We start from the raw sequence: 12543 nt of genomic DNA, 5'->3' as shown, positions 1-12543 counted from the left end.
CAAGGCCGGTGGAAGCCGCACTGTCCACGCGCTGCAACGTGTCGTTTATCCGCGCGCATCCATTGCGCTTTCACAACGGCCATGCGTGCGATCTGACCGACCGTAGCGTGTCAGCCTGAGGGAGAATGCAATGAAAGCGCTGTTGCCGTATTACGAGCGCGAGCTGGTCTACCTGAACACGGTCGGCCGCGAGCTTGCCCACCAGTATCCGAAGCTGGCCGCCGAACTGGGCCTGGGCCCGGAAGGCAGCGAGGATCCGCACATCCGGCGCCTGATCCAGGCGTGCGCGCTGCTCAATGCGCGCACCGCGAAAAAGCTCGACGACGATTACCCGGAATTCACCGAGGCGCTGCTCGGCAGCCTGTATCCGCATTTCCTGCACGGCATCCCGAGCTGCTCGATCGTGCGCGTCGACGACAGCGACCGCCAGGCCAGCTCGGCCACGCTTGGCCATGTGCACGTGGTGCCGCGCGGCACCGAGATGACGTCGCTGGCCGCAGGCGGCGCACCGTGCCGCTTCCGCACAACGGCCGACCTGACGTTGGCGCCCGTGACGGTGACGCGCGCCTGGTTCTCGCCAGTGGCGCAGATGCCGCCGCCGCTCCGGCTGCCGGCCCGCGCCAGCGCGCGCATCAGCATCAGTATCGACAGCGCCATACCATGCCGGCTCTTGTCGGGACTTGGCCTGGCGCGCCTGCGGCTGCACGTCGATGGCGACGCACTGCTGACTGCCGCGCTGATCGACAGCCTGTACCTGCACACGCTGGAAACGTGGGTCGAGACGGACGGGCAGGACCGCTGGCGTCGCCTGGACCGCCCGGTCTTGTCGCTCGGCGGCCTCGAACCTGACGAAGCCCTGGTGCCCGAACCGGCGCATGCCCATCCCGCCTACCGCTTGCTGACCGAATACTTTGCGTTCCCTGACAAGTTTCACTTTTTGGACGTCGATCTGGCGGCACTGGCGCCGATGTTTCCCGCCGGCGCGCGTCGCTTCACGCTGCATGTGCTGCTCACCGGCCTGCACGCAGACGCCGGCTCGGCGCGTGTCCTGCGCGCGCTGTCGCACCAGCACTTGTTGGCGGGCTGCGCGCCGGTGGTCAATTTATTCCGGCAAGCGGCGGCGCCGGTGCGCATCACGCACCGTTCGGCCCTGTACGACGTGGTGCCGGGCCGGCATGAAGACGATGTCGAGGTATATAGCATCGACGCAGTCCAGGTGCTGACGACGCGTGGCGGCAAAACGACTGGCGTGGCCTATCGCCCCTGTTATGGCCTGCGCCATGGCGAAGGCGGCGAAGGCCAGCGCTACTGGTACGACCGCCGTATTGACGGGGGCGAGCGCCGGCACCGCATGCAGATCGCCTTCAGCGACGACGACACGGCGCTGGCCGGACCCGAGCCAGCGATCGCATCGATCGACCTGACCTGCAGCAACAGCCCGGCGGCCTGCGCGGTGGCCATCGGCGCGCCGGGCGGCGACCTGGCCAGCGAAACGGCGACGGGCGGCGTGCCCATCCGGCTGTTGCGCAAGCCATCCGCGCCACTCCAATTCGGCAACCGCGATGGCACTGGCTGGCGCCTCGTGGCCCAGCTGGCATTGAATCACCGTTCGCTGGCCCAGCTCGACGCCTTCCGCGACACGCTGGCGCTGTACGACATGGCGCGCTCGGGCAGTTCGCAGCGCCAGATCGCCGGCCTCACCGCGCTGGCCGCGCTGCCGGCCACGGCGTGGCTGCGCAACCGGCACGGCGCCACGCTCGTGCACGGCACCGAGGTGCGGTTGACGCTGGATGAAGAAGCGTTTGCCGGCTGCAGTATGTTCGTCTTCGCGCAGGTGGTCAGCCGCTTTCTGGGGCTGTATGTTCACCTGAACAGTTTCACGCGGCTCGTGTTGATTTCTGGCCAGAGCGGCAAGGAACTGCTGCGCTGCGAGCCACGCAGTGGCAGCCTGACGCTGGTGTAGCGGGTGATTGCCGACCTGCTGGCGCATCCGCAGCGCTACGAATTTTTCCAGGCGGTGCGCCTGCTGCTGCGCTGGCTCGGTCGGCAGGGGATCGGCCCGGAGCAGGCGCTTGGCGGCGTCATTCGCTTTCGCAACAGCGTCGGGCTGGGCTTTCCACCGAGCGAGATCGAGGCCATCGAGCCCGGCACCGGGGACATGCCGGCAATCACGATCACACCCGCAATGATGGGTTTGCTTGGCACGATGGGCGCCTTGCCGCTGCACTACACCGAACGGTTCGCCGCCTGGGAGCTGCGCAACCGCGACGACGGGCCGCGCGCCTTCCTCGATCTGTTTTCCAGCCGCCAGGTGGCGCTGTTCTACCGCGCCTGGTGCAAGTACCGCGTGCGGCAACCGCTGGCGGCCGGCGTCGACCGTTTTCGGCCGCTGCTGCTGGCGCTGGCTGGCGTGGCGTCGGGGCAGCAAGACATGGCTGAGGCCGATGCTATGGCCCGGTTTGCCGCGCCGCTGCGCAGCCGCGTGGTCAGTGCCGACCTGATCGCTGGCGTACTCGGCGCCTGCTTTGGTGTGGCAGTGCATGTCGAGCAGTTTACCGGCCGCTGGGATGTGCTCGCACCGGACCAGCGCACGCTACTAGCCCAGGGCAATTGCGTGCTGGGAGCGGGCGCGACTGCAGGGGCGCGTCTGCTGCGGCCCGAGCTTGGCATCCGCATCCGCCTGGGCCCGGTGAGCGCCGCTGAGTTTGAACGGTTCCTCCCGGGGCAGGAGGGCAGCCGCGCATTGGCTGCCTTGCTCCGGCGCTTTGCCATTGACGTGCCGTATCGCGCTCTGCAAGTCGTGCTGCGGCGCGAAGCGGTCCATGGCGTCAAGCTCGGCAGTTCGGCGCGGCTGGGGCTGGATGGCTTCCTGTGTACGCGGAGTGCACTGCGCGACCGCGACGACATGTGTTACCTGCTGGAGTGACACGTTCAATTCCTGACGGCATACGCGCGCCACACATGTGACGGGCAGCCTACAATCGATGTCAACGAATTAACAAACCATCGACCAGGAGGCACCATGCAACAAGCAGAAAACATGCAGCCGGCAGATCATCTCGAACCAGCAGCAACCCAATCACTTGACGGCCGCCGTGTCGCGGTCCTGATGACCGACGGCGTCGAGCAGGTCGAATACACCAAGCCGCGCCAGTTCCTCGAAGCGCAGGGCGTGACGGTCGTGCTGATCTCGCCAAAGAAAGTGGGCGAACAGATCCAGGGCTTCAATCACCTCGAACCAGGCGACAAGTATGCGGTCGAACTGAACGTCGAAGACGCCAACGCAGATGACTACGATCTGCTCCTGCTGCCGGGCGGCGTGGCCAATCCCGACAATCTGCGCTCGAGCCCTGAGTCGATCGCCTTCATCAAGGCCTTTGGCGATGGCGACAAGCCGATTGCCGCGATCTGCCATGGCCCATGGCCGCTGATCGACGCCGGCATTGCCGAGTCAAAGCACATGACCAGCTGGCCAACGCTGCAGATCGACCTGGTCAACGCCGGCGCCGAATGGACCGATGACGAAGTGGTCGTCGACGGCAAACTGATCACGAGCCGCAAGCCGGACGATATTCCGGCGTTCAACGAAGCCATCATGAAGCAATTGATGGTGCTGCAAGAGGCTGGTACCGATCCAGGGCCAACCTCGTAATGTACTAGTCGTCAGCGGCCGGTCCGCGTCACTGCAAGTGTTCCCACAGCGTGACGCAACCGACCGCGATCAATACCAGGCCGCCGAAGATCTCGGCGCGCTTGCCCGCCAGAGCGCCGATGCGGCGACCCACCAGCATTCCCAGCGTCACCATCGTCAGCGTCGCCAGGCCAATGGCCAGCGCCGGCATCAGGATGCCGGCGTCGGTAAATGCCAGGCTGACGCCCACGACCATGGCGTCGATGCTCGTGGCGAAACCTGTCAATGCCAGCAGCCACAGCGGTCGGTTCGAGTCTTCGGCGTCTTCCGGCGCGGAAAAGCCTTCGTGGATCATGCGCACGCCCAGTCCGCAGAGAAGGACGAACGCCACCCAGTGATCCCAGCTCTCGACGTAGGAAGCGGCAATGCTGCCCAGCGCCCAGCCGACCAGCGGCGTCGTGCCCTCGATCACGCCGAACAGCACGCCCACCTTCAACGCATCCTTGAACCGTACATGATGGCGGCGTGCGCCCATGGCAATCGCGACGGCAAAGGCGTCGGTAGACATGGCGAAGGCGAGGATGAGGATGGCAACGAGAGACATGACAGCTTTCCGATCGGGCACGACAAAAGGCATGTCGCGTGGCCCGAACGTCACGCAAACATGCCAATGGTCTTGCCAACCAGAAGGCTTGCGCACCATGACGTTGAGCGTCAAGTATGTTGATGCGACAAACTTCCGAAAGAGGAAGCAGGCTACTCCCCAAGGGCGGCGCTATGGTAACTCAGCGGTAGCTAATCGGCAAGGCGCGTGGCAGGCACGCCATCGGCACATCCGGGCATCAGGCAAGGGCGGCGCGGCGCCTTGGCGCCAGTGTGAGCGCACGTCCGAGCGGCAATTCGACGCCGTGATGGAACAGTGCGCCGGCGATCATGCTGGCAATCCAGGCGAGGATCACGCCGGCAGTCTGCACGAGCACGTCTTGTGGCGCGAAGCGGGTGAATGCCGCATTGATGACGAGGCACACAGGGAAATGCACCAGGAACACGGAGAACGAGATGTTCCCGGCGACGCTGACGACGCGCCATAGCCCGGGTGCAGTCGACGCGGCCTGCATGCGGCCGAACGCGACCAGCACACACGCGACGAGCAGCGCAAGTGCTATGCGGCTGCGAAAGTCGACCGTCAGCGCGAGCAGTGCCGGCACGGTCATCAGTAGCAACAGAATGGCGACCGAGCGCGGCCGACGGGCGGGATCGCTCGCCCACCAGGCCAGCGCGCCCAGGCCATAACTTCCGAGAAAGTAGGGCGCCCAAACGTCCCAGTCGGCATCAAGGTTGAAGTACAGCAGCGAGGCGCCGGTGGCAATGGCCGTCATGGTCGGGATCAAATAGGCCGGCGTGGATGATGCGGATACGCGGCTGCAAGCCCACAGCAGGATGCTGAATAAGGCATACAGTTGCAGATCGATGGCGACGTACCAGGCGCCGGCCGAAAGCGCGTCGTAGGCAAGTACGTCGTGCAGCAGGAGCGCGTGTGCGAGCAATTGCCCGCCGCTGGGCGGTGCGGAGATGGCATCGTGTGTCATCCAGAGGCCTGCCAGCCACGAGGCGGCAACGGCCAGCAGGATCGCCACGAAGAAGGGTGGCGCTAGCTTGGTGTAGCGGCGCAGCATGGTTTTCCACGGATGTGCCGGGCCGGATAATGCTTGGGGTGACAATGACTTTGCGGCAAGGAAGCCGCCGATGACCAGGAAGACCTGGACGGCGATGCGGGCGTCCTGGGCGAGCCAGTCGATCAGGTTGGGGAGTGCCTCGCGGGTGTAGTCGGCCATGGGGCCGTAGAAGGCCAGGTGGTGCAGGACGATCAGCTGGGCGGAGATGGCTTTTAACAGGTTGATCGTGGCGAATTCTGTTGGGTGTTGCGGCGGGGTTAGCGGGGTGGGGGAGGACTTCATGTGCTTTCTGGGATGCTGCTGACGCGCTTGGTGGGGCGCTATCATAGCTGATCTTGCTAGAAAGACATGGTGGGGCGGTGTGTGGGGGCGGTTTGTTTTGGGGTGGCTTGCCGTGATTGCTCTCTGATTGAGACCTGCGGCGTTATAGCAGAGGCGGAAGGGCAAGAAATCGCCTTGGCGATTTCCCTCTGGTCAGGCGAATCGGAGAGCCTTGCGCTTGCAAGCGCAAGGCGGATTTCCGGCGGGGAGCAGTGCTCCCCGAATTCCCGGAAATCCCCCGCGTCCCGCGGGTTCGATTCCCGCCGCCTGTAGCTTAGGCGAAAAAAAACCGTCCACTGGACGGTTTTTTAGGAATACTGGTGGAGGCGGCGGGAATCGAACCCGCGTCCGCAAGCACTCTACAGACAGTTCTACATACTTAGCACTATCATTTAATTTAGCCCGTACAGCGCGGATGTGCACGCTTTGGACAGGCGAGTTACCTTAAATTTCGGAAACAACCAAGTAACCCGGCTGAGTCCTAGCCTCTGTAAATGACTCTACTAGTCTTGCGACTCACCCCAGAGGCGAGGTGTTGTAGAGCTAGCAGCAATTAAGCTGCTTGTGCGTACGAGTTATCGTTTGCAGTTATTGATTTCTGGATGTATTTACGAGGTAACCAGTCCTCGGTATGCCCTGCGCTGCTTTGCAACCCACGTCGAAACCAGGTCGCCCCCAGTGTCGAGAAGCTTTATTGTACTCCATGAGCTAACGATGTACAGCCGTTTTCGTTAGTCGTGCCTTAAAGTTGCCGCAAGCTGCAGAGCTTGCGGCAATCGTGTCGATGCTGGCTTAACGGTTGCGGTTGGCGATTTCATTGCCCAGCATGCCGCCGCCGATCACGCCGGCCACGGTAGCCAGTTTCTTGCCGTTGCCGCCGCCGATCTGGTTACCGATCAGGCCGCCGATGACGGCGCCGGTGCCGATGCCGACATAGTTTGGCTGTGCTGGCGCTGGTTCTGCGTAACGCCGCTGTTCATAGTGCACTGGCTTCGGCGCTGCGTGCACGACGCGGGTTTTCTCGACCACGCGCACCACTGGCTTTTCCTTGATGATCACGGTCGGCTGCTGCTGCTGGGCCACTGGCTGGGCATACGCCAACTGGTTGGCTGGGACCATCGCTGGCACCATCGCAGGAACCAGTTGCTGCTGGTTGGCCGCGACCGGCACCAGCTGGCCGTTCTGGACCATATAACCATTGGGCACTTGCAGGCCAGGCTGCTGCATGCCCGGCTGTTGCAGATTGTAGGGCGAGGTGGCCGCCAGAGGCATTGGCTCTGGCGCGCTCTTGGACGATGGCAGCAGACCAGTGATCGCTGCGGCACCGGTCAGGCTGACGATGATGACCGACGCTGCTGCGGCTGCCATCATTGGGTGAATGCGGTTGGTAGTGTTTTCCATGATCTGCTCCAGTAAGCTATTGCTTGTTTGTATGGACGTAGATTACTGGCGAGGCCGCTTTCAAGCTAGACGCATCCCTGTATCAATCGTAAAGAGATGTAAGCCGTCACCCTTGGCTGGCACAAACGAAAATGGCGCCCGGAAAGGGGCGCCATCGTGGAAGGCAGCGAGCGCGAAACGGGCCTGGATGCGCAGTCAGGCCGCCCTATCCGCGCGCGATGTGCGATCTGCAGCATCGCGCAGTGCAGCCAGCAATTGATCCGGCGTGTCGAACAGGTAATCAGCGCCCCAGGTCGACGGTGCAATCGCGCCGCAATAACCCCAGGCGCAGGCCACCGTAATCATACCGGCCGCCTTGCCGGCCTCGATATCGCGCAGGTCGTCACCGACGTACCAGCACTGTTCTGGTGCAACGCCGAGGCGGCGGGCCCCTTCGAGCACGGGCGCCGGGTGCGGCTTGGCGAATGCCGTGGTGTCGCCCGAGACGATGCAGCCGGCGTGCGCCAGCGCGATCTGCGGCACCAGCGGGTCGGTAAAGCGCGACGGTTTATTGGTGACGATGCCCCACGCCATGCCCGCTTGTTCGATGCCGTCGAGCAGTTCGTTGATGCCGTCAAACAGCGTCGTATGGGCCGACATCGCCGTTTGATAGCGGTCGAACCAGGCCAGGCGCAGTTCTTCGTAACCATCGTCGCCCGGCGCCAGGCCAAAGGCAGCGCCGATCATGCCGCGCGCACCGGCCGAGGCCGTAGGACGCAGCACTTCGTACGGCGTCTCGGCCAGGCCGCGCTCGGTGCGCAGCCAGTTGACGGCCGCAGCCAGGTCGGGCGCGGTGTCGGCCAGCGTGCCATCGAGGTCGAACAGAACGGCGCGCGGCGCCGGAATCGAAGCAGGGAAGGTCATCGGATCACAGGGGTTTGGTGCACGCCACCATGTAGTTCACACTGGTGTCGCTGTTGAGTGAATAGATCTTGGTCAGCGGGTTGTAGGTCAGGCCCTTGAGGCCATCGACCTGCAGGCCGGCCTGGCGCACGAACTGCGACAGCTCGGCCGGCGTGAGGAACTTGCCATAGTCGTGCGTGCCGCGCGGCAGCATGCGCAGGATGTACTCGGCGCCGATCACGGCGAACAGGTACGACTTTGGATTGCGGTTGAGCGTCGAGAAGAACAGGTGGCCACCCGGCTTGACCATCGCTGCCGCGGCGCGCACGATCGAGGCCGGGTCGGGCACGTGTTCCAGCATTTCCATGCAGGTCACCACGTCGAACTGGCCCGGTTCTGCCAAGGCCATGTCTTCGGCAGCGATGTGCTTGTAGCGCACCTCAACCCCCGATTCCAGGCTGTGCAGGTCAGCGACCTTCAGCGCTTTTTCTGACAGATCGATGCCGGTGACTTTGGCGCCTTTTTTCGCCATCGACTCGGACAGTACGCCGCCGCCGCAACCGATGTCGATCACGTTCTTGCCGGCCAGCGGCACGCGCGCATTGATCCACTCAAGGCGCAGGGGATTGATCTCGTGCAGCGGCCGGAATTCCGAGGTTGGATCCCACCAGCGGTGGGCCAGTTCGCTGAACTTCTGAATTTCTGATGGGTCTGAATTTGTCGTCGTCATAGCTCGGAATAATAACGGAAATCGACATTGCCCGGCGGGCAAGGTCGCCCCCGTGCAGACGGGGGGCGAATTTATCGCTACGCGCATGAAAAAACCCCGCCGTGGCGGGGTTTTTGAGGGGCCGCTGAGGGCCCGGTACAGCGAGATTACTTGGCGGCGCCGCGGGTGCCGACCACTTCGATTTCCACGCGACGATTCTGTGCGCGGCCTTCGGCAGTAGCGTTGTCCGCTTTAGGCTGGCTCTCGCCCTTGCCTTCGGTGTAGATGCGGGTTTCTTCGATGCCCTTGCCCTTCAGGTAAGCCTTGACAGCTTCTGCACGGCGGATCGACAGTTTCTGGTTGTACGCATCGGTACCGACCGAGTCAGTGTGACCGACGGCGATGATGACTTCCAGGTTCATGCCGCCCAGCTTGCCGCTCAGCTCATCCAGCGATGCCTTGCCGGCTGGCTTCAGGATCGCCTTGTCGAAATCGAAGAAGGCGTCGGCCGAGTAGCTGACTTTTTCCGAGGTTGGCACTGGTGCTGCTTCTGGCACCGGGGCAGGCGCAGGTGGTGGCGCGACTGGCTCTGGTGGCGCGACGCACTTGCCGTTTTCAAGTTTCTCTGGCTCGACGCACAGTGGGGCGTCGCAACCTGGGACCGCATCAGCCGGGGTCCAGTAGCCGGTACGCCAGCACAGACCGAAAGGATTGCGTGCGATCACGCCGCGGCCGTCCTGCACATACGCGCTGTATGGAGTACGCGCTTGCAGGTCAGTGGTCAGCGGCGCATAAGGTGGGGCGCTTTGTGCAGAAGCGACGCCCGCGATGGCGGCCGTTGCAGCGAACAGAACAGTGATCATTTTTTTCATATTCTTTTCCTTTCGGTAAATTCCGTGTCGATTCAGACAGTCTCCATGTGGTCATAACAATAACATGTTGGCTGCTCTGTCCGTTTCGTATTGTGAAACAAGCAATTGACTTCCTGGCCATTCTGCCACACGCACCAAAATCGCACGACTGCACCTAAATCAAACACCGAGCATTTGTTGCTTGACGTTGTTTAGGCGCAACATTTCGGCAAGAAGGCGTCGCTGGTGACGACAATACTGGAACTTTTGGCGGGTCCGGGCTGGATTTCCCGTGCTAAAAAGGCATCGCCCGGAATTGAGCAACTGATATGTTGCGCGTGGTAGAATCGTCCGCTGTAATTTATAACTTTCGCCTGAAAGCAGTCGACCCGCCAATGGATCAATTCGCAAAAGAAACAGTCCCGATTTCCCTCGAAGAAGAGATGCGCAAGAGCTATCTCGATTACGCGATGAGCGTGATCGTGGGCCGCGCACTGCCGGATGTCCGCGACGGCTTAAAGCCAGTGCACCGCCGCGTCCTGTACGCGATGCACGAAATGAACAACGTGTGGAACCGGCCTTACCTGAAGTGCGCGCGCGTCGTGGGCGACACGATGGGCAAGTTCCACCCGCACGGCGACTCGTCGATCTACGACACGCTCGTGCGCATGGCGCAGGACTTCTCGCTGCGCTACACGCTGGTCGATGGCCAGGGCAACTTCGGCTCCATCGACGGCGACAGCGCTGCAGCGATGCGATACACCGAGTGCCGCCTGGACAAGATTGCCGGCGAAATCCTGGCCGACATCGACAAGGACACGGTCGACTTCCAGCCGAACTACGACGGCAAGGAGAAAGAGCCGACCGTCCTGCCAACCCGCATCCCGAACCTGTTGATCAACGGTTCGTCAGGCATCGCGGTCGGTATGGCCACCAATATTCCGCCGCACAATCTGTCCGAAGTGATTGCCGGCGCGATGCACGTGCTGCACAACCCGGACTGCACCATTGACGAGCTGATCGAGCTGATTCCGGCGCCGGACTTCCCGACCGCCGGCATCATCTATGGCGTCTCGGGTGTGCGCGACGGCTACCGCACCGGTCGTGGCCGCGTCGTGATGCGCGCCAAGACCCACTTCGAAGAAATCGGCCGCGACGGCGCCCGTACGGCGATCATCATCGATGAGCTGCCGTACCAGGTGAACAAGAAGTCGCTGCTCGAGCGCATCGCCGAAAACGTGCGCGACAAGAAGCTCGAAGGCATTTCCGACATCCGCGACGAGTCCGACAAGTCGGGCATGCGCGTCGTGATCGAGCTCAAGCGCGGCGAAGTCCCTGAAGTCGTGCTGAACAACCTGTACAAGCAAACGCAGCTGCAAGACACGTTCGGCATGAACATGGTGGCGCTGGTCAATGGCCAGCCGAAGCTGCTGAACCTCAAGCAGATGCTCGAGTGCTTCCTGTCGCACCGCCGCGAAGTCGTCACGCGCCGTACCGTGTTCGAACTGCGCAAGGCGCGCGACCGCGGCCACATGCTCGAAGGCCTGGCCGTCGCGCTGGCCAATATCGACGATTTCATCGCGATCATCAAGGCGGCGCCATCGCCACCGGTTGCCAAGGTCGAGCTGATGCAGCAAGCCTGGGATTCGTCCCTGGTGCGCGAAATGCTCAACCGTACCGAAACCGGCGCGGCCGGCGGCATCGAAGCCTTCCGTCCCGAGCACCTGCCAAAGCACTACGGCATGCAGCCAGACGGCCTGTACAAGCTGTCGGACGAACAGGCGCAAGAGATTCTGCAGATGCGTCTGCAACGCCTGACGGGCCTGGAGCAGGACAAGATCGTCAACGAGTACAAGGAAGTGATGACCCACATCGCCGACCTGCTCGACATCCTGTCCAAGCCGGAGCGCGTCACCACGATCATCGTCGACGAAATGACGGCGATCAAATCCGAGTACGCCGACAATGGCAAGGATACGCGCCGTTCGGCCATCGAGCACAATGCCAGCGACCTCGAAACCGAAGACCTGATCACGCCGCAGGACATGGTCGTGACGCTGTCGCACTCGGGCTACATGAAGTCGCAGCCGGTGTCCGAATACCGCGCGCAAAAGCGCGGCGGCCGTGGCAAGCAGGCGATGGCAACGAAAGAAGACGACTGGATCGACCAGCTCTTCATCGCCAACACGCACGACTACATCCTGTGCTTCAGCAATCGTGGCCGCATGTACTGGCTCAAGGTCTGGGAAGTGCCGCAAGGCTCGCGCAACTCGCGCGGCAAACCAATCGTCAACATGTTCCCGCTGCAGGACAACGAAAAGATCACCGTCGTGCTGCCGCTGCAGGGCGAGAACCGCACCTTCCCTGAAGACCATTACGTCTTCATGTCCACCTCGCTGGGCACTGTCAAGAAGACGCCGCTGCGCGATTTCTCCAACCCACGCAAGGCCGGCATCATCGCGGTCGACCTGGACGAGGGCGACGTGCTGGTTGGCGCGGCGCTCACCGACGGCAAGCACGACGTGATGCTGTTCTCCGACGCCGGCAAGGCCGTGCGCTTCGATGAGAACGACGTGCGCCCGATGGGCCGTACCGCCCGCGGCGTGCGCGGCATGAACCTCGAAGAAGGCCAGGAAGTCATCGCGCTGCTGGTGGCCGAGAACGAACAGCAAACCGTTCTCACCGCCACCGAGAACGGCTTCGGCAAGCGTACCCCGATCACGGAGTACACGCGCCATGGCCGCGGCACGAAGGGCATGATCGCGATCCAGACCTCCGAGCGTAACGGCAAGGTGGTGGCGGCGACGCTGGTCGAGCCAAGCGACGAGATCATGCTGATCACGACGGGCGGCGTGCTGATTCGCACCCGCGTGTCCGAGATCCGCGAGATGGGCCGCGCGACGCAGGGCGTGACCCTCATCGCCGTGGAAGACGGCACCAAGCTGTCGGGCCTGCAGCGCATCGTCGAAACCGACCTCGAAGAAGTCGAGTTCGAGCCGGCGCCGGAGTAACATCGTACTGAGCAGGGGCGTGCTGTCGCTCCTGTTGCTGCCATTTCGAATGGCCGGCCCG

At 62.9% G+C, this 12543-nt stretch carries 10 protein-coding genes, 1 other RNA gene and 1 riboswitch; of the genes, 4 read left to right on the top strand and 7 right to left on the bottom strand.

Going from position 1 to position 12543, the window contains the following annotated elements; genetic code table 11:
* Nucleotides 1–130: 130 nt before the first annotated feature.
* From tssF to NX775_RS11790, 3 genes are all read left to right on the top strand, one after another.
* Nucleotides 131–1963, top strand: coding sequence for a type VI secretion system baseplate subunit TssF (tssF, locus tag NX775_RS11800; RefSeq protein WP_258836189.1), 1833 nt, complete (start codon nucleotides 131–133; stop codon nucleotides 1961–1963).
* Nucleotides 1964–1966: 3 nt separating this feature from the next.
* Entirely contained in the window at nucleotides 1967–2926 is a 960-nt protein-coding gene (gene tssG / locus NX775_RS11795; protein WP_258836188.1) for a type VI secretion system baseplate subunit TssG, read from the top strand.
* A gap of 96 nt (nucleotides 2927–3022) precedes the next feature.
* A complete protein-coding gene (locus tag NX775_RS11790) occupies nucleotides 3023–3652 on the top strand; it encodes a type 1 glutamine amidotransferase domain-containing protein (RefSeq protein WP_258836187.1) in 630 nt (209 codons plus the stop codon).
* Nucleotides 3653–3680: 28 nt separating this feature from the next.
* On the opposite strand, the gene NX775_RS11785 is transcribed toward NX775_RS11790, so the two are convergent.
* From NX775_RS11785 to ompA, 7 genes are all read right to left on the bottom strand, one after another.
* Nucleotides 3681–4235: a manganese efflux pump MntP gene (locus tag NX775_RS11785; RefSeq protein ID WP_258836186.1), complete on the bottom strand. Its 555-nt coding sequence runs from the start codon at nucleotides 4233–4235 to the stop codon at nucleotides 3681–3683.
* Between the two features lie 3 nt (nucleotides 4236–4238).
* Nucleotides 4239–4412: riboswitch (yybP-ykoY riboswitch) on the bottom strand.
* A gap of 61 nt (nucleotides 4413–4473) precedes the next feature.
* Nucleotides 4474–5589, bottom strand: a complete 1116-nt coding sequence (locus tag NX775_RS11780; protein WP_258836185.1) for an acyltransferase family protein — start codon at nucleotides 5587–5589, stop codon at nucleotides 4474–4476.
* Between the two features lie 357 nt (nucleotides 5590–5946).
* Nucleotides 5947–6305: a transfer-messenger RNA gene (gene ssrA / locus NX775_RS11775) on the bottom strand.
* A gap of 115 nt (nucleotides 6306–6420) precedes the next feature.
* Nucleotides 6421–7029: a glycine zipper 2TM domain-containing protein gene (locus tag NX775_RS24060; protein WP_307732197.1), complete on the bottom strand. Its 609-nt coding sequence runs from the start codon at nucleotides 7027–7029 to the stop codon at nucleotides 6421–6423.
* 195 nt (nucleotides 7030–7224) lie between these two features.
* Nucleotides 7225–7932 carry an HAD family hydrolase gene (locus NX775_RS11765; protein WP_258836184.1) on the bottom strand — a complete coding sequence of 236 codons (708 nt, stop codon included), beginning with the start codon at nucleotides 7930–7932 and terminating at the stop codon, nucleotides 7225–7227.
* Between the two features lie 4 nt (nucleotides 7933–7936).
* Nucleotides 7937–8641: a bifunctional 2-polyprenyl-6-hydroxyphenol methylase/3-demethylubiquinol 3-O-methyltransferase UbiG gene (gene ubiG / locus NX775_RS11760; protein ID WP_258836183.1), complete on the bottom strand. Its 705-nt coding sequence runs from the start codon at nucleotides 8639–8641 to the stop codon at nucleotides 7937–7939.
* A gap of 146 nt (nucleotides 8642–8787) precedes the next feature.
* On the bottom strand, nucleotides 8788–9492 hold the full coding sequence (gene ompA, locus NX775_RS11755) for an outer membrane protein OmpA (RefSeq protein ID WP_307732196.1): 705 nt from the start codon (nucleotides 9490–9492) through the stop codon (nucleotides 8788–8790).
* Between the two features lie 374 nt (nucleotides 9493–9866).
* On the opposite strand from ompA, the gene gyrA reads away from it, so the two are divergent.
* Nucleotides 9867–12482: a DNA gyrase subunit A gene (gene gyrA, locus NX775_RS11750; protein WP_258836182.1), complete on the top strand. Its 2616-nt coding sequence runs from the start codon at nucleotides 9867–9869 to the stop codon at nucleotides 12480–12482.
* Nucleotides 12483–12543: the final 61 nt, after the last annotated feature.

Origin of the sequence: Massilia aurea, assembly GCF_024753205.1 — a bacterium.
Classification (GTDB): domain Bacteria; phylum Pseudomonadota; class Gammaproteobacteria; order Burkholderiales; family Burkholderiaceae_D; genus Telluria; species Telluria aurea.
The sequence above is the reverse complement of the archived record's forward strand: the minus strand, read 5'-3'. Positions and strand labels throughout refer to the sequence as shown.